The organism is Sphingomonas sp. S-NIH.Pt15_0812 (assembly GCF_003951315.1).
Classification (GTDB): Bacteria; Pseudomonadota; Alphaproteobacteria; order Sphingomonadales; family Sphingomonadaceae; genus Sphingomonas.
In genome coordinates this window covers 1-23,993 of sequence record NZ_QLJH01000033.1, presented here as the reverse complement: position 1 = coordinate 23,993, position 23,993 = coordinate 1, and the positions used below count along the sequence as shown (strand labels likewise).

Here is a 23,993-nt window from a genome sequence, read left to right as displayed (position 1 = left end):
GCGCGCTATGCGACGCATCACGCCGGGGCCGCGACCGGCCCAACCATCCCGGATCCTTCGCACCAATCGCATTGTGCCTCGACTTCGGCTAGATACCCGGACACACTGCCCGGTGAGAAAGAAGCCTTTTGCAGTCAGATGGTTAAGAACTTATCCCATGCCGAGGAGGCGGCGGTCGCGGAGCGCAACCTCGCGTTCAGCTATGCCCCGCGCGAGCGGCGCGCCGGGCTGGAGGCGCTGTTCGCGCTCGATGCCCGACTCGCATCGATCCTGCGCGGCACGCGCGAGCCGATGGTCGGGCAGATGCGGCTGACCTGGTGGTACGAAGCGCTAGCGGCGCTCGATACCCGCCCGCCACCGGCCGAGCCGGTGCTCGCGGCGCTGGCGGAGACGGTGCTGCCGCATGGCGTGACCGGCGCGATGCTGGCCGGGCTGGTCGATGGCTGGGACGTGCTGCTCGACGGGGCGGCGCTGGACAATGACGCGCTGGAGCGGGTGGCGGTCGAACGCGGCGAGCGGCTGTTCGCCGCGGCGGCACACCTCTTGGGTGACGACACGATCCCGGTGGCGGCGGGGCAGGGCTGGGCCCTGGCCGATCTGGCGACGCATCTGTCCGATGCCGCGACGGCCGCGCGGGCGACGGCGCTGGCAACGGTCCGACTGGACGGGGCGATGCAGCGACGCTGGCCGGCCCCGTCGCGGCCGCTGGGGGCGCTCGTCCTGCTCGCGCGCTTCGATCTCGCCGCGCCGCCGATTGCCGCCGGATCACCCCGGCGGACGTGGCGACTGCTCCGGCATCGGCTGACCGGCCGGTAGAAAAGCTGATCCAGGTTGTAAGTTGTCGACCGCCGTCTTAGCCTCGTCGAAGGCTTGGGGGAGACGGGTGATGCTGTGGCGATATGCGGCGGGCGGTGGAGCGGGACTGGCGGCGCTGCTGGGCGGTGCCATGCTGTGGCGATCGCCCTCGACGCCCGCCAGTGCCGGCCTGCCATCGCGTCCGGCCGTGGCGGGGCAGGCCGCCGCCTCCGACCTGCCCGACAGCCTGCCGGAAGCGAGCACCAGGACACGCGAGGAGAAACGCTTCGACCGCTATGACAAGGATCGCGACGGGCAGGTCACGCGCGACGAATATCTGGCGCAGCGGCGCAAGGCCTTCGCCAAGCTGGACAGGGATGGTGACGGCCGCCTGTCCTTCGACGAATGGGCGGTGAAGGCGACGACCAAATTCGCCGCCGCCGACCGCGATCATTCCCATGCGATGGACCGGGCGGAGTTCGCCACCACCGCGGTCAAGCGCAAGCCGACGCGGACGGCGCATTGCCCGCCCGCGTCGGATGCCGGAGTCAGGCCGCCGGCATCGCCGGAGGAGGAGAGTTGAGCCATTCCGCCAGCGCCGTGCGGCCCCGGTCGGTATACATGCGCTTGCGATCCGCCTTCTTGGTCCGGCCGGGAATGGGCGGGAACAGGCCGAAATTGACGTTCATCGGCTGATAGGTCTCGGCGGTCGCCGCGCCGGTGATATGGCCCAGCAGCGCGCCCAGCGCCGTCTCGGGCGGCGGCGGGGCCAGCGTCTCGCCCCGCAGCTCGGCGGCGGCGAAGCGGCCCGCCAGCAGCCCGACCGCGGCGCTTTCGATATAGCCCTCGCACCCCGTGATTTGCCCGGCGAAGCGCAGGTTCGGCCGGTTCTTCAGCCGGAGCGTCGGGTCGAGCAGTTCGGGCGACTTGATGAAGGTGTTGCGGTGCAGGCCGCCCAGCCGGGCGAATTCGGCATTCTGCAGACCGGGGATGGTGCGGAACAGGCGGACCTGCTCGCTATGCTTCAGCTTGGTCTGGAAGCCGACGATGTTCCACAGCGACCCCTGGGCATTGTCCTGGCGCAGCTGCACCACCGCATAGGGCCAGCGGCCGGTCCGCGGATCGTCCAGCCCGACCGGCTTCATCGGGCCGTAGCGCAGCGTGTCGACGCCGCGCTCCGCCATCACCTCGATCGGCATGCAGCCCTCGAAATAGGGCGTGTCCTTTTCCCATTCCTTGAACGGCGTCTTCTCGCCCTCGATCAGACCGGCGTGGAAGGCGAGATATTCCTCCTTGGTCAGGGGGCAATTGATGTAATCCTTGGTCTCGCCCTTGTCCCAGCGCGAGGCGAACCAGGCCACATCCATGTCGATCGAGTCGCGATAGACGATGGGGGCCAGCGCATCGAAAAAGGCCAGCGCCTCCGCCCCGGTCGCGCCGCCGATCGCCTCCGCCAGCGCGGGCGCGGTGAGCGGGCCGGTCGCCAGGATCGCCGGCCCCTCCGGCAGCGAATCCACCCGCTCGCGCACCAGCGTGACGTTGGGATGGTTGGCGAGCGCGTCGGTCACGCCCTGCGAATAGCCGTCGCGGTCGACCGCCAGCGCCGATCCGGCGGGAACGCGGTGCCGGTCTGCCTGGGCCAGGATCAGCGAGCCGAGCGTACGCATCTCCTGGTGGAGCAGGCCGACCGCGTTCGCCTCGGCATCGTCCGAGCGGAAGGAGTTGGAGCAGACGAGTTCGGCCAGGCCCTCGGTCTGGTGGGCCGGGGTCTTCTCGCCCGATCCGCGCATTTCGGACAGGCGTACCTTGAAACCGGCCTCGGCAAGCTGCCACGCGGCTTCCGAACCGGCTAGGCCGCCGCCGACGATATGGATGTCATGGGTCATGGGGACGTCCCTAGCCGCCCCGACTTGGCAAGTCAGGTCCGGATCGCCAGCTTGTGGCCATGATCCTCTACACGATCGGCTATGAAGCCACGACCATGGCGGAGTTCATCGCCGCGCTGACCCGTGCCGGGGTGACGCAGGTGATCGACATCCGCGCGTTGCCGCTGTCGCGGCGGCCCGGCTTCTCCAAGTCGCCGCTCGCCGCCTCGCTGGCGGAGGCGGGGATCGGTTACGTCCATCTGAAGGCGCTCGGCACGCCCAAGCGCGGGCGCGATGCGGCGAAGAAGGGCGATGTCGCGACGCTGACCCAGGTCTATGACGACCAGCTCGAACTGCCCGAGGCACAGGCCGCGGCGGCGCAGATGCTGGCGCTGGCCGCGGAGCGCCCCTCGGCCTTGCTCTGCTACGAACGCGATCCCCGCCATTGCCACCGCCGGCTGCTGGTCGAGGCGGTGGGCGAGGGGGTCGAGGTGGTCGACCTGTTTCCTTGACGGGCATCAACCCGACCGGAACCCCGCTGGTGGCCGGGCCGTTGCGGCGGCTCCCATTCCAGATAGCGGAAGGACGGCATAATGGCGATCTTCAACAAGGACATGGTCGCGTTGGCGACCAAGAACACGCACTTCCAGAAGGAAGTGTATCGCGACGAGAATTGCCAGATCGTCCTGATGTCGATCGAGCCGGGCGACGATATCGGCGAGGAAACGCATGACGCGGACCAGACCACCTTCTTCGTCGCCGGCGAGGGCCAGGCCAAGGTCGATGGCTCGACCACCAAGGTGACGCCGAACCATCTGATCGTCATCCCGAAGGGCGCGCTGCACAACATCATCAACAAGGGTGACGAGCCGCTCAAGCTGTTCAGCGTCTACTCCCCGCCGGCCGAGGAGCCGGGCGTCGACCACAAGACCAAGGCGGATGCCGAGGCCGCGGAGGAAGGCGAGGACTAAGGACGAGTCTTTCCTGTTCCCCGGCAAAGGCCGGGGAACAGCGTCGCGGTTGGATAGGGCAGTCTTCTCATCGCCCGTCCCGCCCCGTAGAGCGGCGGCATGACCGACAGAGACTCCACCCTTCGCTTCGACCCGGCCTTCGACGCCAATGGCCTGGTGACGGCCGTCGTCACCGACCGGGCGGGCGCGTTGCTGATGGTGGCGCACATGAATGCGGAGGCGATCGCCGCCACCCAGGCGAGCGGAGAGGCGACCTTCTGGTCGCGCAGCCGCCAGCGCCTGTGGAAGAAGGGCGAGACCTCCGGCAACGTCCTGCACGTCGTCGAGATGCGGGTTGATTGCGACCAGGATGCGCTTTGGGTGATCGCCGATGCGGCCGGCCCGGCCTGCCATACCGGTGCCCCCTCCTGCTTCTATCGCCGGATCGAGGGCGAGGTGCTGGTGCCGCTGGCATGAATTGGCGTCCGGTCGCCCTGTTGCTGCTCCTGGCCGGATGCGACCGCGCCGCCTCCGTGATCGACCGCAGCGATGGCGCCAAATTGGAGGCGGCGGCGACCGAGGCGGGACTGGTGCCCGATCCGAAGCGCCGTGCGATCGAGGGGGCCTGGGCGCTCGACACCGACCGACTGTGCATCGTCGGACAGCGGATCGGCGTGGCGATCGACTATGGAGAGGGGCAGAGCTGTTCCGCCAGCGGCACGGTGCAACGCGATGGCGAGACGCTGAAGGTCACGCTCGGCAACGCCTGTCGCTTCGACGCGCAGTTCGATGGGGAGCGTATCCGTTTCCCTACGACCCTGCCGGCCGAATGCGAGCAGCTCTGCCTCGGCCGGGCGTCGCTCGCGGCGCTGACCGTCGAACAGCAGAGCGGCTCGCAGGCGGAGGCCGCGACGTTGCGCGGTCGGGGTGGGAAATTCCTCTGTAAGGCGTCTTGACGTTTACGTAAAGGGAAGTACCTTTCCCATATGGCCGATGCAGCAACCTATGCCGTGATCGTCCCGCGCAACGATCGGGACAGTTTCACGATCTCCGACCTCTCGGAGGAGTTCGGGGTCACCGCGCGGGCCCTCCGCTTCTACGAGGACGAGGGGCTGATCGCACCCGAACGGCGCGGCACCACCCGCATCTATACGCAGCGGGATCGCGCGCGGCTCGCCTGGATCTTGCGCGGCAAGCGGGTCGGCTTCTCGCTGGGCGAGATCCGCGAGATGATCGACCTGTACGATATCGGCGACGGCCGGCGCATCCAGCGCCAGGTGACGATCGACCGGTGCGAGGCGCGGATCGCCGCGCTGGAGGCGCAGAAGCGCGACATCGATGCCGCGATCGCCGAACTGACCAGCTTCGTCGCCGATGTGCGGGCGACGCACCGACATGATAACGATAAGGATTAGAGAGAGATGCCGAGCTATACGCCCCCGATCCGCGATGTCCGCTTCGTGCTGGAGCAGGTGGTCGGCCTGTCCGCTCATGCGGAGGTCGAAGGGTTCGCCAATGCCACGCCCGACACGGTCGATGCCGTGCTGGAAGAGGGCGGCCGCTTCGTCGCCGAGGTGCTGTTCCCGCTCAACCAGATCGGCGACCAGCATGGCTGCACCCGGGCCGAGGACGGATCGGTGACGACGCCGCCCGGCTTCAAGGAGGCCTATCGCCAGTTCGTCGAATCGGGCTGGGGCACGCTCGCCGCGCCGGAGGCCTTTGGCGGGCAGGGGATGCCGCATGTCGTCTCGACCGCGTTCCAGGAGTTCATGATCTCCGCCAACATGGCCTTCGCCATGTATCCGGGCCTGGCGCATGGCGCGATCGCGGCGCTGGTCGCCAAGGGCAGCCCGGAGCAGCAGGCCCGGTATCTGCCCAAGATGGTGTCGGGAGAATGGGGCGGCACCATGAACCTGACCGAGCCGCAATGCGGCACCGACCTCGGCCTGATCCGCACCAAGGCGGAGCCGCAGGCCGATGGCAGCTATCGGATCACCGGCACCAAGATCTTCATTTCGGCCGGCGAGCATGACCTGACCGACAACATCATCCATCTGGTGCTGGCCAAGACGCCGGGCGCGCCGGACAGCAGCAAGGGCATCTCCCTGTTCGTGGTGCCCAAGGTGCTGGTCAACGAAGACGGGTCGCTGGGCGCGCGCAACGCCGTCACCTGTGGCTCGATCGAGCACAAGATGGGCATCCACGGCAACTCCACCTGCGTCCTCAACTATGACGGCGCGACCGGCTGGCTGGTCGGCGAGGAGATGAAGGGGCTGGCGGCGATGTTCATCATGATGAACGCGGCGCGGTTGGGCGTCGGCCTGCAAGGGCTGGCGGTGGCGGAGACCGCCTATCAGAACGCGGTCCATTATGCCCGCGATCGTCGCCAGGGTCGCGCGCTGACCGGCCCGGCCGAGCCGGGCGAGAAGGCCGACACGCTGATGGTCCACCCCGATGTGCGTCGGATGCTGATGGAGGCCAAGGCCTGGACCGAGGGGCTGCGCGCCCTGTGCCTGTGGGGCGCGCTCCAGGTCGATCTGGAGCATAAGGCCGGCACCGAGGTCGAGCGGCAGATGGCCGGCGACCTGATCGGCCTGCTGACCCCGGTGATCAAGGGCGTCGGCACCGACAAGGGCTATGAGGTGGCCACCAGCGCGCAGCAGGTCTTTGGCGGGCACGGCTACATCCAGGAATGGGGAATGGAGCAATATGTCCGCGATGCCCGGATCGCGATGATCTACGAGGGCACCAACGGTGTCCAGGCGATGGACCTGGTCGGCCGCAAGCTGGCGCAGAATGGCGGCCGGGCGGTGCAGGCCTTCTTCCAGATCGTGACCGAGGAGGTCGCGCTGGCCAAGACGGTGGAGGCGACCGCCGGTTTCGCCACCCGGCTGGAGCGGGCGCTGAACGATCTTCAGGCCGCGACCCTGTGGTTCATGGCCAATGGCATGAAGAACCCGGAGAATGTCGGCGCCGGCGCGGTCAGCTACATGCACCTGATGGGCCTGGTGGCGACCGGGCTGATGTGGCTGCGCATGGCCGCCGCCGCCGCGCGGATGCGGGATGCGGGGGAGGGCGATGCCGCCTTCCTCGACGCCAAGCTGGTCACGGCGCGCTTCTTCGCCGAACGCATCCTGCCCGATGCCGGGGCGCTGCGTCGCAAGATCGAGGGTGGGGCCGAGGCGGTGATGGCGCTGCCCGAGGCGATGTTCCTGGCGGCGTGACGGCTGGACTGGCCCCGCCCTTCGGGCGGGGCCGGGTCGGATCAGAACTCCGTCCAGTCGCCATCGTCCCCGGTGCTTGCCACCAGCGCCGGGACGGCGGCGGCGGGCAGCGGGCGGACGGGCCGGGTGAAGTCGTCCGGCTGAAGGGTGGGACGGGGCGCGGCGCGCGTGGTCCGCGGTGCCGCTGCCGAGCCGGTGTTGAACTGCGCGGCCTTGTCGGCTAGGCCGCCGACCTCGCTGGCCAGGTTGCGGGCGGCGGCGGAGGTTTCCTCCACCATCGCGGCATTCTGCTGGGTCGCGCGGTCCATGCTGCCGATCGCGGTCGTCACCTGGCTGATTGCACTGGCCTGGGCCTGATTGTCCGCCGCCATGGTCGCGAGCAGCTCGTGCACCTGCGCCACGTCGCCCGAGATGTTGGACAGCGCGCCATCCACCTTCTGCACCGCGCCAACGGCGGTGATGATGTCGCTCTGCGTCGCGGTGAGCTGTTCGCGTGCGCGCTTCGCCTCTTCCTCGGAGCGCATCGCCAGTGCCGACACCAGGTCGGCGACCACCGCGAAGCCGCGACCGGCGTCGCCCGCGCGCCCGGCCTCGACCGCGGCGTTCATCGCCAGGACTCGCGTCTGGAAGGCGATCTTGTCGAGCCCCTCGATCACCGAATCGATGCCCTTGGCGCTTTCGGAGACTCGGCCCATCGCCTGCACCGCCTCGTCCGCAACGGCGCGGCCGCCGTTGACGGTGGAGATCGCCTGATCGGCGCGGGCGACGGTCCGCGACGAGGCATCGGCGGTCGCGCGCAGTCGCTCGTCCATGCGCGTGATCGAGTTGGAGGTCTCCTCCAGCGAGGCGGCATTGCTTTCGGTACGGCGGGCAAGATCCTCCGATGCCTGGGCGATCTCGTCCGAGCCGGTGCGGATCGCCATCGCGCTCTCCGACACCGAGCCGATCAGGCCGCGCAGCCGCTCGACCGCGTCGTTGTAATGGGCCTTCAGGCCGGCATAGGCTGGTGGGAACTGGGCCGTGATCGTGCTGGTCAGGTCGCCCTGGGCCAGATGCGACAAATTGGCGGACAAGGTGTCGACCACCTGCTTCTGCGCGGCGTCGCTTTCCGCCTTGGCACGCTCGCTCTGCTGCTTGGCGAGACCGGCATCGCGGAACACGGCCAGCGCCTGTTGCAGCTCGCCGATCTCGTCGGACCGCCCCGAAGCCTGGCAGTCCACGTCGAAATCGCCGCTCGACAGCCGCTTCACGTTCCCGGTGAGCAAGCGGACGGGCCGGGCGATGGCGAGCGTCAGGATCCAGGCGAGCAGCAGGGCAGCGATCACCGCCACGCCGGCACCGGCCCAAAGAGCGGTCTTCATCCGAATCGTGGCGGCGCCGATGTCGCGAGACAGCTCGGCCAGGCGATCCTGTTGCCCCCGTACCAGCCGCGCGACATGCGCCCGGACGGGACCGAGCCGGTCGACGCTACCCAGGGTATGGGCGTCTTTCAGCGTCCTCGGGTCGGCGGCGAGTTTCAGCAGCGGCTCGGCGACCTTGCTTCGCCACTCGTGAACCGCGATGCGCGTCTCCTCCAGCCGCTGCTTGGTGATCGGGCGGACAGTGATGGCGATCGTCCTGTCGATCATCGCGTCAAGGTCGCGGCCATCCCGTTCGAACAAGGCGCGGAAAGCGGGATCCCCGGCCAGCACCGCGCCACGCGCATCATTGGCCTGCGCCAGCACGCCGTTTTCGATCTTGAGTACGTTTACCATCACCGTGAACCCGCGTCCGCGCTTCGCGACGGACTCCCGCACCGTTCCGAAATTCTGGAGAACGAACAGGCCCTGAAGCGCGAGAATGACGATCAGGACGGCAAAGGAAGCAGTCAGCTTTCGGCCGATCGGCCAGTGTTGGAAGGTCATGCGAACAGAATCCTCGCGCAGATGGCCAGGCTCGTCGCGCCTGGAACTCATCCTCATTCTATGCGTTTGTGCGCGCTTTTGGACGGCGAGAGGAACCTTCTTGCACGTTGAGAATGGTGTTAGCGTTATCTTGGTTGTGGTTCGGTAGCGACGGGCGCCGCCTGGACCACCGGCGTTGCCATGGCGCCGGTGACACGCCGTCGCACGCCGCCCAAATTGTCTGGCCCGCGCCCCGACATAGGAGGTGGTGCGGCGGCGGCGGGCGGGGTGACGCCGACCGCTGCCCCCGGATCGCGCCGCATGCATCCGCCCGGCCGGGTGTGCGGAAACACTGTGCAGTTCCACAGCGTCCGCTCCAATCCGGCCGGCTGGTCGCGGAGATAGCTGAACGCCATGGCCGCGACCTGGGTCGGATTGGGATCGCCGGATCGGGGCACCGCCTTCGTATCGGTCCAGCCCAGATATTTGCAGCGCGGGCGGGTGCCGCAGGCCTTCGCCGCCAACAACGGATAGCTTTCCGCCGACAGGCCGACGGGTAGCGCGACCATGATCGCCTGCGTGTCACCGACATCGGGATCGGTGACCAGGGCCGGCGCGGAGCCGTCGACCGAAGCCAGGGCGGTGGCGGCTTCGCTGGTCGCGGCGGCGACCGCCGCCAGTGCGCCACCCAGCCGGTGCGCGTCGGAGAGGGGGGCGATCCTGTCGATCACCGGCTCCTCTGCGGAGACCTGGCGGTTGAAGGCGGGCGGGGTGCCCCACCAGCCGGCCCAGCGGAAGAAGAGATGGCTGTGCACGGCGGCGATCTTGTCCAGGCTGGACTGCCAATAGGGCACGACCCAGTCGGTATGATAATGGGTGGCATAGCCGACCGGCCGATAGACCGCACCGGTCAGCGCCGCCGTCGCGACCTTGCGCGCGGCGGTCCACAAGGCAGGGGAAGGCGACCAGCGGGTCAGCGCGCCGTCGCAACTGAAGGTGAACTGGCAGCCGGTGGTGCGGTCCTGCCCCTCGAACACCACGCCGCACACCGTCTTGGGAAAGGCGGGATGGCGGACGCGGTTCAGCACCACCTGCGCGACCGCGCGTTGCCCGGCGGGATCGTCGCCCGCCTCATAGACCAGGGCGGTGGCTAGGCAGTCGGTGGCGCGGGCCAGATTGTCGGGCGTGTCGCGCAGGTGGAACGGGCGCGCGGCCGGGTTCGGCCCCTTGGCGAAGGGCACGCCCGCGTTGAAGGCGCGCGCGTCCTGCGGCGTCAGATCGACCAGCTCGACCGGCTCCACATCGGGCAGCACGGTCGGCGGCACCACCTTGCGCGGCGGCAGGCCCGCGCGCCGTGCGATGCGTGCCGGACTGGCGGCGACGGTCGGCGCCCACCGCACGAGCAGCGCGGGAATGACGACCGCCACCAGGGCGAGAAGGAGGAGCAGGCCCCGGAATACGGGTCCGGGGCGCGAAGACACCATCACGCTTCGGGCAGGAAGTCCGGCACCGACAGATAGCGCTCGCCCGTGTCGTAGTTGAAGCCGAGCACGCGCACGCCATCGGGCAGGTCGGGCAGCTTCTGGAGGATCGCGGCGAGCGTCGCGCCGGACGAGATGCCGACCAGCATCCCTTCCTCGCTGGCGGAGCGGCGCGCCATGTCCTTGGCGACGGCGGCATCGACCGCGATCACCCCGTCCAGCAGCTGGGTGTGGAGGTTGGCGGGGATGAAGCCCGCGCCGATGCCCTGGATCGGGTGCGGGCCCGGCTGGCCGCCGGCGATGACCGGCGAGGCCTGGGGCTCGACCGCATAGACCTTGAGGTCCGGCCATTCCTTCTTCAGCGCTTCGGCGACGCCGGTGATATGGCCGCCGGTGCCGACGCCGGTGATGATGACGTCGATCGGCGTGTCGCGGAAATCGTTCAGGATCTCCTGCGCGGTGGTGCGGACATGCACGTCGACATTGGCCGGGTTCTCGAACTGCTGCGGCATCCAGGCGCCGGGCGTCTGCTCGACCAGCTCCAGCGCGCGCTCGATCGCGCCCTTCATCCCCTTTTCGCGCGGCGTCAGGTCGAAGGTCGCGCCATAGGCCAGCATCAGGCGGCGGCGTTCCAGCGACATGCTCTCCGGCATCACCAGCGTCAGCTTATAGCCCTTCACCGCCGCGACCAGCGCCAGGCCGATGCCGGTATTGCCGCTGGTCGGCTCGATGATCGTGCCGCCGGGCTGGAGCGCGCCCGACGCCTCCGCCGCCTCGACCATGGCGAGGGCGATGCGGTCCTTGATCGAACCGCCGGGATTCGACCGCTCGGACTTGATCCACACCTCGCTATTGGGGAACAGCCGCTGGATGCGGACATGCGGCGTGCCGCCGATCGTCTCCAGGATCGTATTGGCCTTCATGGCTTGGCTTCTCCGTGCTCAGGTTCGGTTTCGAGGATCTCTGGCGGGTCAAAGGTTCGCGCGCGGCGGAGTTCCGGGAACAGGCGCGACCAGAGCAGGGTCACGCCGATCGCGCCGACCCCGCCGAACACTACCGCGCCGACCGGCCCCAGCAGCGAGGCCATCACGCCGCTCTCGAACTCGCCCAGTTCGTTGGACGCCGAGATGGTGAGCTGCGACACCGCGCTCACCCGCCCGCGCATCGCATCGGGGGTGTGGAGCTGGATGAGCGACTGGCGGACATAGACCGACACCATGTCCGCGCCGCCCGCGACGATCAAGGCGGCGAGGCTGAGCAGGAAGGCGGGATGGACGAACACCGCCATCGTCCCCAGCCGCACCGTGCCGCTTTCCAGCCCCAACGCATCCGTGATGTAGGACGCGATCCCGAAGGTCAGGATGCCCAGGCCGAAGATGACGACGGCGGCGAGCATCTTCACGCCGACATTGCGGCTCATCGGCCGGACCGAGAACCAGATGGCGGTGCTCGCCGCGCCGATCCCCATGCCCGCCGCCAGCACGCCCAGCCCCTGCGACCCGACGTGCAGGATGTCGCGGGCATAGACCGGCAGCAGCGAGGTTGCGCCGGCCAGCAGCACCGCGAACAGGTCGAGCGTGATCGCCGCCTGCACCAGCCGGTTGCGCCGGACATAGCGGAACCCCTCGGCAATACGGGCGAGCGGCCGGTGATCGCTCTGCACGGCCGGCTGCGGCACCGGGCCGATCAGGAACATGAAGGTGAGCGCGACCACGAACAACAGGGTCGCGACGCCATAGGCGACCTCCGGATGAATGGCATAGAGCAGGCCGCCGACACTGGGGCCGGCGATGGTGCCGACCTGCCAGGCGATCGAGCTTACCGCGATCGCGGTGGGCAGGCTCTCGCGCGGGACCAGATTGGGGGCGAGCGCCGAATAGGCCGGGCCGGAAAAGGCGCGCGCCACGCCGAACGCCACCGCCGCCGTGAACAACGCGCCGAGCGTCAGGTGGCCCGACCAGGTGAGCAGCCACAGCGCGCCCGCGGTCAGCACCAGCAGCGCGGTGGTGCCGCGCACGATCCAGCGTCGGTCGACGCTGTCGGCGACCAGGCCGGTGACCGGGGTGAGCAGGAACAGGGGCACGAACTGCGCGAAGCCGATCATGCCGAGCATGAACGCCGCCTGCCGCACATCCATCGTCTCGCGCGCGAGATTATAGACCTGCCAGCCGATGACGATCGACATCGCCGAGACGGCGATGGTGCCGCTGAACCGCGACAGCCAGTAGCTGCGGAAATTGGCGATGCGAAAGGGGTGGATATGGTCGGCCATTCACCCGGAGCTTTACGCATGGCGCGGGCGTCAGGGCAATGGTGCTGGCCTTTGTGCCCTGAAAGCCCGGCTTGATCCGCTCGGATCGGATAATGCTGCGAAAGCTGCTGCATCGCATGATTGCCTCTTTCGTCGGACCCGGCCTATAGGCACCGCCAACTACCCTACGGAAACGAGGTCTTTTGACAGTGGCCAAAGCCCCCCGCGCCTTCGCCGATCCGCCGATCCCCAATCGCGAGCGTCCCGCCGAGCCGAAGCCGTTCGAGGCGAGCAAGGAACAGCTGCTCGACTTCTACAAGCAGATGCTGCTGATCCGCCGGTTCGAGGAAAAGGCCGGCCAGCTCTACGGCCTCGGCCTGATCGGTGGCTTCTGCCACCTGTATATCGGCCAGGAAGCGGTCGCGGTCGGCCTGCAGTCGGCGCTGGACGGCGACAAGGATTCGGTGATCACCGGTTACCGCGACCATGGCCACATGCTGGCCTATGGCATCGATCCCAAGGTCATCATGGCCGAGCTGACGGGGCGTGCCGCCGGCATCTCCAAGGGCAAGGGCGGGTCGATGCACATGTTCTCGACCGAGCATAAATTCTATGGCGGCCACGGCATCGTCGGCGCGCAGGTGTCGTTGGGCACCGGTCTGGCCTTCGGGCACAAGTACAGCAATGACGGCGGCGTCTGCCTCGCCTATTTCGGCGACGGCGCGGCCAATCAGGGCCAGGTGTACGAGAGCTTCAACATGGCCGAGCTGTGGAAGCTCCCGATCATCTTCGTGATCGAGAACAACCAGTACGCCATGGGCACCAGCGTCAACCGCGCCTCGTCCGAGGATCAGCTCTATCGCCGCGGCGAGAGCTTCCGCATCCCCGGCATCCAGGTCGACGGCATGGACGTGCTGGCCTGCCGCGGCGCGGCCGAGGAGGCGCTGGCCTGGGTCCGCGCCGGCAAGGGGCCGGTCATCCTGGAGATGAAGACCTATCGCTATCGCGGTCACTCCATGTCCGACCCGGCCAAGTATCGCAGCCGCGAGGAAGTGCAGGGCGTGCGCGACAAGTCCGACCCGATCGACCACGTCAAGAAGCTGCTGGAGGCGCAGGGCGTGACCGAGGCCGATCTGAAGGTGCTGGAGCAGGACATCCGCAAGACGGTGAACGCGGCCGCCGATTTCGCCGAGCAGACCCCCGAGCCGGACCCGGCCGAACTGTACACTGAAGTGCTGGTGGAGCGTTACTGAGATGGCGATCGAGATCAAGATGCCGGCCCTGTCCCCGACCATGGAGGAGGGCACGCTCGCCAAATGGCTCGTGAAGGAAGGCGACAGCGTCAAGTCCGGCGACATCATGGCCGAGATCGAGACCGACAAGGCGACGATGGAGTTCGAGGCGGTGGACGAGGGCGTCATCGCCAAGATCCTGGTCGCCGAGGGCACGGATAACGTGAAGGTCGGCACGGCCATCGCCGTGCTGGCCGAGGAGGGCGAGGATGCCTCCACCGTGACCGAGACGCGCAGCGGCGAAGACGCCAATGCCGCGCCGAAGAACGAGGCCACCGACGGCGCGTCGCCGCCCATGCCGGAGGGCGCCGCCGCCGCCGAGCAGGAGAGCGGCACGCAGCAGCTGGTCGCCGCCGCCGAAGCACACGCCCCCGCCACGCCGGAGATTCCGGAGGGCACCGAGATGGTGAAGCTCACCGTCCGCGAGGCGCTGCGCGATGCGATGGCCGAGGAAATGCGCGCCGACGACCGCGTCTTCGTGATGGGCGAGGAAGTCGCGCAATATCAGGGCGCGTACAAGGTGACGCAGGGGTTGCTCGACGAGTTCGGCGACCGCCGCGTCATCGACACGCCGATCACCGAATATGGCTTTGCCGGCGTCGGCACCGGTGCGGCGATGGGCGGCCTGCGCCCGATCATCGAGTTCATGACGTTCAACTTCGCCATGCAGGCGATCGACCACATCATCAACTCGGCCGCCAAGACCAACTACATGTCCGGCGGCCAGATGCGCTGCCCGATCGTGTTCCGTGGCCCCAACGGTGCCGCCAGCCGCGTCGGCGCGCAGCACTCGCAGAATTACGGCCCCTGGTATGCCAGCGTCCCCGGCCTGATCGTGATCGCGCCCTATGACGCGGCCGATGCCAAGGGCCTGCTCAAGGCGGCGATCCGGTCCGAGGACCCGGTTGTGTTCCTCGAGAACGAGCTGATGTACGGCCGCTCGTTCGACGTGCCCAAGATGGACGATTTCGTCCTGCCGATCGGCAAGGCGCGGATCATGCGCGAGGGCAAGGACGTGACGCTGGTCAGCTATTCGATCGGCGTCGGCGTCGCGCTGGAAGCGGCCGAGAAGCTGGCCGAAGAGGGCATCGACGCGGAGGTCATCGACCTGCGCACGCTGCGCCCGCTCGACACGGCGACGGTGCTCAAGTCTCTGGCCAAGACCAACCGCATGGTCGTGGTCGAGGAAGGCTGGCCGACCTGCTCGATCGCGTCGGAACTGACCGCGGTGGTGATGGAGCAGGGCTTTGACGACCTCGACGCGCCGGTGCTGCGCGTCGCCAACGAGGACGTGCCGCTGCCCTATGCCGCCAATCTCGAAAAGCTTGCGCTGATCGACTCGGCGAAGGTCGTGAAGACCGTCAAGAAGGTCTGCTACAAGGGCTGATCCTTCGATGCGCGCGGCACGGTCATCGGGTCGTGCCGCGCGTTTCTTATTGGGGGCACGCGACGCCGCGAAGCGGTCCGTCATGGCGTGAACGCCGCCGTTCCCCGGATATGTTCCCCAGCGAAGGCCGGGGCCCAGATGGGGGACGCCAGCGATAGGCAGTCCAGCGCTGCCTTTCCGCCAAAGCGACGATGGGCGCACGCAGAAGCGCGCAGCGGACTCGCCGAGCCGCTCCGGCGACTCCCCCGAACCAGTGTTATGAACTAAGGCGCGCTCCGGGGGCCGCCATGTGAACCTGACCCGTCACGCCGGATCGGGCGGCCGCTTCAACGCCTGGGCCAGCGATGCCGTGGCACTGCCGCGCTTCGCCGGCTGGGGCTGCGAGGCGTCGGGCGACCAGCCGGTCAGGAAGATCAGGTCGATCCGCTCGCGCGTGCGGCCATCCGGACCACCCGCTTCGCCAAAAGCCGCGGCGGCGGCGGCCAGCGCACCGCGCGACAGCGGATGGCGTTCGCTCAGCACGTTGGTGCCGGCCATGCCGCGCAGATCCTCCAGCAACCGCCACATGCCGGGATAGCCGATGTCGAGCGCCTCGATATCGGCGACGGGCAGGGCGAAGCCGGCGCGGACCAGCAGGTCGCCCGCCGAGCGCACGTCGATCTGGGGATGCAGGCGGGCAACCGGCCGCTGCCGCTCGGCACTGGCGAAGGCCTTGCGCAGGTTCGGGAAGGAGGTGGCCCCGACGAACGCTGCCAGGAACAGCCCGTCCGGCCGCAGTGCCCGCCGCGCCAGCGTCAGCGCGCCCGGCAGGTCGCCGATCTGGTCGAGCACGCCTGCGCTCACCACCAGGTCGAAACTGCCATCGGCGAAGGGCAGGCGATCCTCGTCGGCCTGCACCCCGCCGGCCCGTTCGGCGAAGAGGAAGCCGGCATCCATCCGCGCGACTCGGGCGCCCGGCGGCGGCTCGAAGGCGCCGTCGAAACAGCCGAGATCGAGCACGTCGTGAAAGGCGCGCTTCACCGTCGCCAGGCGCTCGGCGATCCCGTCGAGCATGGCGGCGCGGAGGAAATCATGCGCGGCGAAGCGGTTGGCGGCGCGGTCGCGGCGATGGCGACGCGCGGTGCGATCGAAGATGTCGGGGGTGTCCACGCCCGTGCTTGTGCCCCGTCGCGTGCCGGCCGACAAGCGCGCCATGCCGCTTCGTCCGATCGCCGGTGCCGTCCGCACGATCATCGCCCTGTTGCTGCCGCCGCGCTGCCCCGGTTGCGGCGAGCCGGTCGGCGCGGACCATCGCTTCTGCGCGACCTGCTGGACGGAGTTGCGCTTCCTGGCCCCGCCCTGGTGCGCGGGCTGCCACCTGCCGTTCGACTATGATCGCGGACCGGAGGCGCGGTGCGCGACCTGCCTCGCCCGGCCGCCGCGCCATGCCGGCATCCGGGCGGCGGTGGCCTATGGCCCGGTGGCGGGCGCGCTGGCGGTGCGGCTGAAACATGGCGGGCAGATCGCGCTGGCGGAGACGATGGCGCGGGCGATGGCGCGGCTGATGCCGGAGGGGGCGGAACTGCTGGTGTCGGTGCCGCTCCACCGCTGGCGCCTGTGGCGGCGCGGCTTCAACCAGTCGGCGCTGATCGCCGCCGCCCTCGCCCGGCGGACGGGGGTACGGCACGATCCGTTCGTGCTGCGGCGATGGCGGGCGACCCGGTTGCTGCGCGGGCTTGGCCGGCGCGAGCGGGCGCGCACCGTGCGCGGCGTCTTCGCGGTGCGGGCGGTCGATCGCGAGCGACTGAGGGGGCGGGCGGTGGTGCTGGTCGACGACGTCTATACGACGGGCGCGACGGCGGAGGGCTGCGTCCGCGCCCTGCTGGCGGCGGGGGCGCGGTCGGTGACGATCCTGTGCTGGGCCCGCGTGCTGGCAAGCGACGATTGACAAGTGTCGATGCCGCCCACACCTGAGGGGCTATGGCAAAGGTCGAAATCTACACCAAGGCATTCTGCCCCTATTGCACCCGGGCGCTCAAGCTGCTCGCCGCCAAGGGCGTCGAGCCGCAGGAGTTCGATATCACCATGGGCGGTCCGCAGCGTGCCGAGATGCTGGAGCGCGCCAATGGCCGCACCACCGTGCCGCAGATCTTCATCGACGGGGCGCATATCGGCGGATCCGACGATCTGGCCGCGCTCGACAGGGCCGGCAAGCTGGACCCGCTGCTCGCGGCGTGACGACCGCGTTGCTCCAGATGACGAGCGGGATCGATCCCGCCGTCAATGCCAGGACGCTGACCGACGCGGTGGCGCATGCGGCGGCAGAAGGTGCGACGATGCTGTTCACGCCGGAAATGTCCGGCCTGATCGATCGCGACCGGGCGCGGGCGGCGCAGGCGATCGTTGCCGAGGCGGATGATCCCGTGCTGGACGCGGTGCGCGGCGCGGCGGCGAAGGCCGGGCTGTGGGTCCATCTCGGCTCGCTGGCGGTGCGGCGGCCGGATGGCCGGCTGGCCAATCGTGGCTTCGTGATCGACGGGAGCGGCACGATCCGGGCGCGCTACGACAAATTGCATCTGTTCGATGTCGACCTGCCCACGGGCGAGCGCTGGCGCGAATCGGCGAGCTATGCGCCGGGCGAGACGACGGTGGTGGTCGATACGCCGGTCGGCCGGCTGGGACTGGCAATCTGTTACGACCTGCGTTTTCCGGACCTGTTCCGCGCGCTGACCGATGCGGGCGCGACCGTGCTCGCGGTGCCCGCCGCCTTCACCCGTCCGACCGGAGCGGCGCACTGGTCGCTGATGCTGCGAGCCCGCGCGGTCGAGGCGGGGGCCTGGGTGGTCGCCGCGGCGCAGACCGGCACGCATGAGGACGGCCGCACCACCTATGGCCATGCCATGGTCGTCGATCCCTGGGGCGAGGTGGTGCTGGACATGGGCGAGGCGGCGGGGATGGCGTTCGCGGCGATCGATCCGACGCGCACCGCGGAGGTGCGGGCGCGCCTGCCGGTGCTGGAGCATCGCCGGCCCGTCCCGCCGGTGACGATCGTCGGCGCATGATCGTCTTCGACCTGCGCTGCCCCGATGGTCATGTGTTCGAGGCCTGGTTCGGGTCCAGCCGCGCCTATGACGATCAGCGCGACGCCGGACATCTTGTCTGCCCGATGTGCGGCGCGACTCGGATCGAGAAGGCGGTGATGGCTCCGGCGGTCGCGGCCAAGGGCAATCGCGCCGAGCCATTACCGCCCGCCGCGATGAAGCAGGCGATGGCCGCACTGGCGGCGGCGCAGGCCAAGGCGCTGGAGTCCTCCGAATGGGTCGGCAGCGCGTTCGTCACACGCGCCCGCGCCATGCATTCGGGCGATGCGCCGACCACCGCCATCCATGGCCAGGCAAGCGTCGCCGAAGCCAAGGCGCTGGTGGCGGAAGGCGTGGCGATCGCGCCGCTGCCGCTGCCCGTGGTGCCGCCCAAGCAGCTCAACTGATGAGATTGGAAACCCTCCGGATCGGATACGGTTGGTCTCAAACCGCTCCGCAACGGACGCTTAGAGGCACCCGCATCGCACTATGAGGGAATAGGGAGGGAGGCCTGTTCCTCTCGAGCCCCTGCGATGTTCCACCGGTTCGCCGGCCTATGGCTTCTTCCAGCATCGTCCGCTCCGCGACCGATCCCCGGTCCCGGCCCGGAGGCGCGACAGGTGCTGGTCGATCTGCTGGCGATCGTCGATCCCGACCGGGCGGGGCGATGGGCGGATGCGATATTGGAGCGCCACGGGAGCCTGAACGCGGCGCTGGCCGCCGGAGAGGCGTCGTTGCTGCCGGTGGTGGAGTATCAGACCCAGGCGGTGGCGCTGCTGGTGGCGCATCGCCGGGCGGCCTTGTTCGCACTGCGCGAGCAAGTGGCGGCGGGCCCGATCGTGGCGACCCGGCACGAGCTGATCGATTATTGCCGCCAGCGCATGGCGCATGATCGCGACGAGCAGTTGCGCGTCTTCTTCCTCAACGGACGACGCGAACTGCTGGCGGAGGAAGTGATCGCGCGGGGCGGGCCGGAGGGGGTGATGGTCCGCCCGCGCCAGATCCTCGCCCGTGCGCTGGAGGTGGGTGCATCCGGCCTGACGCTGGTCCACAACCATCCGAGCGGCGATCCCGCCCCCAGCGACCTCGACCGCCGCTTCACCCGCAAGCTGGCCGTGGCGGCGGAGGCGCTGGGCATTCGCCTGCACGATCACCTGATCGTCGCGCGCGACGGCCAGTACTGTATCGCGATCGACTGACCAAGGTCAGCGTTTCCGCCGGCAGGCATCCGAGCAATATTGCACCTGCTCCCAGTCGCGCGCCCATTTCTTCCGCCACGTGAAGGGGCGGCCGCAGGCGGCGCAAACCTTGATCGGCAGGTTGCGCTTGTCGACGCCGTTGGGCATCAGCGCGGCTCGCGATCGAGGAAGGCCGCCACATCGGCCAGATCGACCGAGCGGTCGAGATAGGCCCGGCCGATACCGCGGGCGAGCAGGAAGGGCAGGGTGCCCGCCGACATCTTCTTGTCGTGGCGCATATGATCGACCAACCGCGTGCCGCTGGCGGCGATGCCTGCCGCCGCCAGTCCATCGGGCAGGCCCACGGCCCGGAAATGCACAGCGACCCGTTCGGCGTCCTCGGCCGGACACAGCCCGCGCGCCACCGAAAAGCGGAAGGCCAGCGCGATACCCGCCGCCACCGCCTCGCCATGGATCAGGCTGCCGTCGAACCCGGCCTCCGCCTCCAGCGCATGGCCGAAGGTATGGCCCAGGTTGAGGAGCGCGCGGGTGCCGTTCGTCTCATGCTCGTCGGCGGCGACGATCCGGGCCTTGGCCGCGACCGAATGGGCGATGGCCTGTTCACGCGCCGCCGCATCGCCGGCGAGCAACGCCGCGCCGTTCGCCTCGCACCAGGCGAAGAAACCGGCATCGTCGATCAGGCCGTATTTGACCACCTCGGCATAGCCGGCGGCCAGCTCGCGCGGCGGCAGCGTGTCCAGCACCGCCGGGTCGATCAGCACCATGGCGGGCTGGTGGAACGCGCCGATCAGGTTCTTGCCCGCCGCCGTATTGATCGCGGTCTTGCCGCCGACCGAGCTGTCGACCTGGGCGAGCAGCGTCGTCGGGATCTGCACGAAGGGGCAACCGCGCTTCAGGATCGCGCAGGCGAAGCCGATCAGGTCGCCCATCACCCCGCCGCCCAGCGCCAGCACATGGTCGCTGCGCTCGATCCCGCGCGCCATCAGCCAGTCGCAAACCTGCGCCAGCACCGCCCAGCTCTTGCTCGCCTCGCCCGGCGGCAGGACCAGCGCCTCGCTGGCGATGCCGGTCGCCTCCAGCGAGGCCTGCAACCGCGCGAGATGCGGACGCAGATTCGAATCGGTGACGATCGCCATCGGCCGCCCCCGCGCCAGCGGGGCGAGCGCGTCGGCCGCGCGGTCGATCAGCCCGGCCTCAATCAGGATCGGATAGCGGCGGTCGCCCAGTTCGACGGCGATCGTCCTCATCGGCCGATCGCCTTCAGGATGGCGTTGACGGTCACTTCGTGCGGACCTTTCTGGCTGGAGACATGGATATGCGCCTGGGCATAGATCGGGTCGCGCACGGCGGCGAGATCGGTCAGCACCTGGCGGGCGTCCTTGCCGCGCAGCAGCGGACGCGTGTCGCGGCGCTTGACGCGTTCGACCAGCACGTCCGGATGCGCGCTCAGCCAGATGGCGGTCGCCTGGTCCAGGATCAGCCGGCGCGTCGCCGGATCGATGAAGGCGCCGCCGCCGGTCGCGATGACCTTGGGCAGGCCATCCATCAGCCGACCGATCACGCGGCGTTCGCCGGCGCGGAAATAGGGTTCGCCGAATCGGGCGAAAATCTCAGTGATGGTCATGCCGGCCGCGTCCTCGATGGCGTTATCGGCATCGACGAACGGCAGATTCAACCGCGTCGCCAGACGGCGACCAACGGTGGACTTGCCGACACCCATCAACCCGACGAGCACGAGCGGCCGGCCGGTCCAGGGGGAGTGGCTTTGCAACATCGCGAGCGGGGCTATACAGCCGCAATCGCGCGGCGCAAAAGCGCTGTGATCCCGCGTATCCGTTTTCCAAGGTTTGCCTATGTCCCGCCTTCTCGTCTCGCTCCTGGTGATCCTGGTCGTGGTCGGGGGTGGCATGATGCTGCTCGCCGGCCGCGCCAAGGATCGGCCGACCACGCAGATCGAGCAGCAGGTCTCGCTTGCGAATCTCCAGTAAGGTCGCAGCCGCCGGGTTCGGCGCGGTCGCGCTCGCCGCCATGGCGGTGGCGCAGGATCGTCCCGAATCGATCCTGCCGCCGGGTTTCGGCGATCCGGCGGCGCGCCCCGCCGCCCGGCCGAGCGCGACGCCGACCGCCGCCGCCCCGCGTTCGCCCGTCGCGCGACCGGGACCCGCACCGACATCGCCGGTCCCGGGCGGCGCGGTGCTGCCGAGCGATCCGGCCGGCGCGGTGGTGCAGCCGCTGCCGACCCCGACGCCTGCCCCGATACCCAGCGCGACCCCGTCGCCGGTCGATCCGCGGCTGCTGGCCCGCTACGAGATGCCGGCCTATGCCCGGCGCTCGCTGGCGACTGTCGGCCTGTCGCAGGACATGCCCGCGGACGCGTTCGGCGCGGCCGATGGCGGCTTCATCGAGACGTTGATGCGGCACACGCCCGCGCCCTTGCCGTCGCGTTGGCTGTCGATGCTGCTGCGGCGGACGCTGGCGGCGGAACTCGATACGCCCGCCGGGCTGAACGGCGCGGACTATGCCGCCGAGCGCGCCTGGCTACTGCTCCGGATGGGCGAATCGGTCGTGGCGCGCGGGGTGGTCGAGCGGGTCGATAATCGCGACTATACGCCCAAGCTCTATCAGGTCGCGATGAACGCGATGCTGGCGACCGGCGATCCCGGCGGCCTGTGTCCGCTGGCCGAGGGGGGGCTGCGCGCGACCGGCGAAGTGGGTTGGGTCTTCGCCCAGCCGATCTGCGCGGGCCTGACCGGGCAGGGCGAGGCGGCGCGGGCCCAGTTCCAGGCGACGCGACGTCGCCGACTGGCGGGCGGGATCGACGTGCTGCTCGCCGAGAAGGTGATGGGCGCGGGCGGGCAGGGGCGGCGCGCGGTGACGATCGAATGGGACGGCGTCGACCGGCTGACGCCGTGGCGATTCGGACTGGCGAACGCGACGGGCGTGACGATCCCGGAGACGATGTTCGCCACGACCGGCGCACAGGTCCGCTACTGGCAGGCGCTGTCGCCGATGCTCGCCCCGGCCGCCCGGCTGACGCTGGCGGAGGCGGCGGGTGCGCAGGGCGTGCTGTCGAGCACGGCGCTCGTCGATCTCTATGGCATGGTCGCCGGCGACGACGACGCGCCCTCGGCGGCGACGGCGGCGGCGCAGGATCTGGGCACCGCCTATGCCGGGCGCACGGCCGACGCACGGCTGGCAGCGCTGCGGGACCTGTGGGGGGCCGATCCCTCCTATGGTCGATTGGTGCTGACCGCCCATGCCGCCGCGCGCCAGCCGGTGCGGGCCGATCTGGCGGAGGCGGACCGGATCGTTGCCTCCCTGCTGTCCGCTGGGCATGACCGGACGGCGGCGCGCTGGGCGCAGGCGGTGAAGACCGGCGGTGATGGCTGGGCGATGATCGCGCTGTCCGACCCCGATTCCACCACGCGCTTCGGCGAGGGCGACGTGCAGGACTATGCCAGCAGCGGCGACGCCATGCGCAAGCGGCAGTTGTTCCTGGCGGGGCTCGCCGGCCTTGGCCGGATCGCGCCCGACCAGGCGCAACGTACCGCCGAATCGCTGGGCGTTCCCCTCGGGGCGGAGACCAACTGGACCCGTGCGCTGGACCGGGCGGTGCGCGCGGACGAGCCCGGCACGGTCGTGCTGCTGGCGGCGGTCGGGATGAACGCCGCCAATTGGCGCGGCGTGTCGCCGGTCACGCTCTATCGCATCGTCGCGGCGCTGCGGGGCGTCGGGCTGGACGGCGAGGCGCGGATGATCGCGGCCGAGGCGCTGGCGCGGGGCTGACCCGGATGCCCGAGCTTTCCGATCGCGGACTGATCGACCGGTTCCTGGAGATGCTCGCCGCCGAATCGGGCGCGGCCGCCAATACGCTGGCCGCCTATCGCAGCGACCTGACGCTCGCTTCGACCGTGCTCGGCGGGCGGCTGGCCATGGCCGATGCCGAGGCGCTGGCGCGGCTGGCGCATGACTGGCGCGCATTGTCGCGCTCCACCGTCGCGCGCAAGTCGGCGGCGCTCCGCCGCTTCTACGCCTTCCTGCATGAGGAAGGGCACCGGGCGGACGATGCCGGCGCGGCGCTGCCTCGGCCGGGCACCGCGCGCGGCCTGCCCCGGACGCTGAGCCATGGCGATATCGACCGGCTGTTCGCCGCGATCGAGGATCGCCTCGCCAATTCACGCCCGGTCGACCTGCGGCTGGCGGCGCTATTCGAGCTGCTTTACGGATCGGGCTTGCGCGCAACCGAATTGGTGTCGCTGCCGCTCACGGCGGTGCGGCCCGACCGCCCCTATCTGTTCGTGAAGGGCAAGGGCGGCAAGGAGCGGCTGGTGCCGTTGTCCGACCGCGCGCGTGCGGCGGTGGCGGCGTGGCGCGCGCATGTGCGGCAGGACCAGCCCTTCCTCTTCCCGTCGGGCCGCGGCCATCTGTCGCGCATCCGCCTCTACCAGCTCGTGCGCGAACTGGCGGCGGAGGCGGGGATCGCGCCCGACCGGATCAGCCCGCACGTCCTGCGCCACGCCTTCGCCACGCACCTGCTCGCGGGTGGCGCTGACCTGCGCGCACTTCAGACAATGCTGGGCCATGCGGATATCGCCACCACCGAGATC

The 23,993-nt window shown here is 69.5% G+C and carries 27 protein-coding genes; 18 read left to right on the top strand and 9 right to left on the bottom strand.

Going from position 1 to position 23,993, the window contains the following annotated elements; translation table 11 throughout:
* The first annotated feature begins 138 nt into the window (after nucleotides 1-138).
* Together BRX43_RS16775 and BRX43_RS16770 are read left to right on the top strand one after the other, a co-directional pair.
* A complete protein-coding gene (locus tag BRX43_RS16775) occupies nucleotides 139-816 on the top strand; it encodes a squalene/phytoene synthase family protein (protein WP_125996238.1) in 678 nt (225 codons plus the stop codon).
* Between the two features lie 73 nt (nucleotides 817-889).
* On the top strand, nucleotides 890-1,378 hold the full coding sequence (locus BRX43_RS16770; protein WP_125996251.1) for an EF-hand domain-containing protein: 489 nt from the start codon (nucleotides 890-892) through the stop codon (nucleotides 1,376-1,378).
* Here BRX43_RS16770 and trmFO read toward each other — a convergent pair.
* Nucleotides 1,344-2,681, bottom strand: a complete 1,338-nt coding sequence (gene trmFO, locus BRX43_RS16765) for a methylenetetrahydrofolate--tRNA-(uracil(54)-C(5))-methyltransferase (FADH(2)-oxidizing) TrmFO (RefSeq protein ID WP_125996237.1) — start codon at nucleotides 2,679-2,681, stop codon at nucleotides 1,344-1,346. The two genes, BRX43_RS16770 and trmFO, sit on opposite strands and share 35 nt — an antisense overlap.
* Nucleotides 2,682-2,740: 59 nt before the next feature.
* Between trmFO and BRX43_RS16760 the strand changes: the two genes are divergently transcribed.
* The 6 genes from BRX43_RS16760 (at nucleotide 2,741) to BRX43_RS16735 (ending at nucleotide 6,834) form a co-directional block, all read left to right on the top strand.
* Nucleotides 2,741-3,172: a DUF488 domain-containing protein gene (locus BRX43_RS16760; protein WP_125996236.1), complete on the top strand. Its 432-nt coding sequence runs from the start codon at nucleotides 2,741-2,743 to the stop codon at nucleotides 3,170-3,172.
* An 81-nt stretch (nucleotides 3,173-3,253) separates the two neighbouring features.
* Entirely contained in the window at nucleotides 3,254-3,631 is a 378-nt protein-coding gene (locus BRX43_RS16755; protein ID WP_125996235.1) for a cupin domain-containing protein, read from the top strand.
* Nucleotides 3,632-3,730: 99 nt separating this feature from the next.
* Nucleotides 3,731-4,087: a phosphoribosyl-AMP cyclohydrolase gene (gene hisI / locus BRX43_RS16750; protein ID WP_125996234.1), complete on the top strand. Its 357-nt coding sequence runs from the start codon at nucleotides 3,731-3,733 to the stop codon at nucleotides 4,085-4,087.
* Nucleotides 4,084-4,566, top strand: coding sequence for a hypothetical protein (locus tag BRX43_RS16745; protein ID WP_241215019.1), 483 nt, complete (start codon nucleotides 4,084-4,086; stop codon nucleotides 4,564-4,566). The genes hisI and BRX43_RS16745 overlap by 4 nt, the downstream gene beginning before the upstream one ends.
* Before the next feature lie 30 nt (nucleotides 4,567-4,596).
* Nucleotides 4,597-5,025 (top strand): MerR family DNA-binding transcriptional regulator, encoded by a 429-nt coding sequence (locus BRX43_RS16740; RefSeq protein ID WP_125996233.1) that lies wholly within the window; start codon nucleotides 4,597-4,599, stop codon nucleotides 5,023-5,025.
* Nucleotides 5,026-5,031: 6 nt separating this feature from the next.
* Nucleotides 5,032-6,834, top strand: coding sequence for an acyl-CoA dehydrogenase C-terminal domain-containing protein (locus tag BRX43_RS16735; protein WP_125996232.1), 1,803 nt, complete (start codon nucleotides 5,032-5,034; stop codon nucleotides 6,832-6,834).
* Between the two features lie 41 nt (nucleotides 6,835-6,875).
* On the opposite strand, the gene BRX43_RS16730 is transcribed toward BRX43_RS16735, so the two are convergent.
* The 4 genes from BRX43_RS16730 to BRX43_RS16715 all read right to left on the bottom strand — a co-directional run bounded on the left by BRX43_RS16730 (nucleotide 6,876) and on the right by BRX43_RS16715 (nucleotide 12,470).
* Entirely contained in the window at nucleotides 6,876-8,738 is a 1,863-nt protein-coding gene (locus tag BRX43_RS16730) for a methyl-accepting chemotaxis protein (protein WP_125996231.1), read from the bottom strand.
* A 125-nt stretch (nucleotides 8,739-8,863) separates the two neighbouring features.
* Nucleotides 8,864-10,144 carry a cell wall hydrolase gene (locus BRX43_RS16725; RefSeq protein WP_241215018.1) on the bottom strand — a complete coding sequence of 427 codons (1,281 nt, stop codon included), beginning with the start codon at nucleotides 10,142-10,144 and terminating at the stop codon, nucleotides 8,864-8,866.
* Nucleotides 10,145-10,200: 56 nt separating this feature from the next.
* Nucleotides 10,201-11,121 carry a cysteine synthase A gene (gene cysK, locus BRX43_RS16720; protein WP_125996230.1) on the bottom strand — a complete coding sequence of 307 codons (921 nt, stop codon included), beginning with the start codon at nucleotides 11,119-11,121 and terminating at the stop codon, nucleotides 10,201-10,203.
* A complete protein-coding gene (locus BRX43_RS16715; RefSeq protein WP_125996229.1) occupies nucleotides 11,118-12,470 on the bottom strand; it encodes an MFS transporter in 1,353 nt (450 codons plus the stop codon). The genes cysK and BRX43_RS16715 overlap by 4 nt, the downstream gene beginning before the upstream one ends.
* Nucleotides 12,471-12,658: 188 nt before the next feature.
* Here BRX43_RS16715 and pdhA point away from each other — a divergent pair, with 188 nt between their 5' ends.
* Entirely contained in the window at nucleotides 12,659-13,702 is a 1,044-nt protein-coding gene (gene pdhA / locus BRX43_RS16710; protein ID WP_125996228.1) for a pyruvate dehydrogenase (acetyl-transferring) E1 component subunit alpha, read from the top strand.
* A gap of 1 nt (nucleotide 13,703) precedes the next feature.
* Nucleotides 13,704-15,128, top strand: coding sequence for a pyruvate dehydrogenase complex E1 component subunit beta (locus BRX43_RS16705; protein WP_125996227.1), 1,425 nt, complete (start codon nucleotides 13,704-13,706; stop codon nucleotides 15,126-15,128).
* A 303-nt stretch (nucleotides 15,129-15,431) separates the two neighbouring features.
* Here the strand turns inward: BRX43_RS16705 and BRX43_RS16700 are convergent, their stop codons facing one another.
* A complete protein-coding gene (locus BRX43_RS16700; protein ID WP_125996226.1) occupies nucleotides 15,432-16,322 on the bottom strand; it encodes a class I SAM-dependent methyltransferase in 891 nt (296 codons plus the stop codon).
* Between BRX43_RS16700 and BRX43_RS16695 the strand changes: the two genes are divergently transcribed.
* The 5 genes from BRX43_RS16695 (at nucleotide 16,321) to BRX43_RS16675 (ending at nucleotide 19,386) form a co-directional block, all read left to right on the top strand.
* Nucleotides 16,321-17,055: a ComF family protein gene (locus BRX43_RS16695; protein WP_125996225.1), complete on the top strand. Its 735-nt coding sequence runs from the start codon at nucleotides 16,321-16,323 to the stop codon at nucleotides 17,053-17,055. The genes BRX43_RS16700 and BRX43_RS16695 overlap by 2 nt on opposite strands.
* 32 nt (nucleotides 17,056-17,087) lie before the next feature.
* Nucleotides 17,088-17,345, top strand: coding sequence for a glutaredoxin 3 (gene grxC, locus BRX43_RS16690; RefSeq protein WP_125996224.1), 258 nt, complete (start codon nucleotides 17,088-17,090; stop codon nucleotides 17,343-17,345).
* Complete coding sequence (locus BRX43_RS16685; protein ID WP_125996223.1) at nucleotides 17,342-18,169, top strand: carbon-nitrogen hydrolase family protein; 828 nt, start codon at nucleotides 17,342-17,344, stop codon at nucleotides 18,167-18,169. The genes grxC and BRX43_RS16685 overlap by 4 nt, the downstream gene beginning before the upstream one ends.
* Nucleotides 18,166-18,594 (top strand): DUF1178 family protein, encoded by a 429-nt coding sequence (locus BRX43_RS16680; RefSeq protein ID WP_125996222.1) that lies wholly within the window; start codon nucleotides 18,166-18,168, stop codon nucleotides 18,592-18,594. Before BRX43_RS16685 ends, BRX43_RS16680 begins: the two co-directional genes overlap by 4 nt.
* 213 nt (nucleotides 18,595-18,807) lie before the next feature.
* Nucleotides 18,808-19,386 (top strand): JAB domain-containing protein, encoded by a 579-nt coding sequence (locus tag BRX43_RS16675; RefSeq protein WP_164523651.1) that lies wholly within the window; start codon nucleotides 18,808-18,810, stop codon nucleotides 19,384-19,386.
* 6 nt (nucleotides 19,387-19,392) lie between these two features.
* Here BRX43_RS16675 and BRX43_RS16670 read toward each other — a convergent pair whose 3' ends face one another.
* The 3 genes from BRX43_RS16670 to BRX43_RS16660 are packed head-to-tail and all read right to left on the bottom strand — an operon-like array spanning nucleotide 19,393 to nucleotide 21,160.
* Complete coding sequence (locus BRX43_RS16670; RefSeq protein WP_125996220.1) at nucleotides 19,393-19,533, bottom strand: DUF2256 domain-containing protein; 141 nt, start codon at nucleotides 19,531-19,533, stop codon at nucleotides 19,393-19,395.
* Nucleotides 19,533-20,633, bottom strand: coding sequence for a 3-dehydroquinate synthase (gene aroB / locus BRX43_RS16665; protein WP_125996219.1), 1,101 nt, complete (start codon nucleotides 20,631-20,633; stop codon nucleotides 19,533-19,535). The genes BRX43_RS16670 and aroB overlap by 1 nt, the downstream gene beginning before the upstream one ends.
* Complete coding sequence (locus tag BRX43_RS16660) at nucleotides 20,630-21,160, bottom strand: shikimate kinase (protein WP_125996218.1); 531 nt, start codon at nucleotides 21,158-21,160, stop codon at nucleotides 20,630-20,632. The genes aroB and BRX43_RS16660 overlap by 4 nt, the downstream gene beginning before the upstream one ends.
* A gap of 79 nt (nucleotides 21,161-21,239) precedes the next feature.
* Between BRX43_RS16660 and BRX43_RS21195 the strand changes: the two genes are divergently transcribed.
* The 3 genes from BRX43_RS21195 to BRX43_RS16650 all read left to right on the top strand — a co-directional run.
* Nucleotides 21,240-21,374 (top strand): hypothetical protein, encoded by a 135-nt coding sequence (locus BRX43_RS21195; protein WP_277600170.1) that lies wholly within the window; start codon nucleotides 21,240-21,242, stop codon nucleotides 21,372-21,374.
* A gap of 40 nt (nucleotides 21,375-21,414) precedes the next feature.
* The gene (locus BRX43_RS16655; RefSeq protein ID WP_241215022.1) at nucleotides 21,415-23,172 is read left to right on the top strand and encodes a hypothetical protein; all 1,758 of its coding nucleotides are present in this window, start codon (nucleotides 21,415-21,417) and stop codon (nucleotides 23,170-23,172) included.
* A gap of 5 nt (nucleotides 23,173-23,177) precedes the next feature.
* On the top strand, nucleotides 23,178-23,993 hold an 816-nt coding region (locus tag BRX43_RS16650; protein ID WP_125996217.1), incomplete at its 3' end, for a tyrosine-type recombinase/integrase.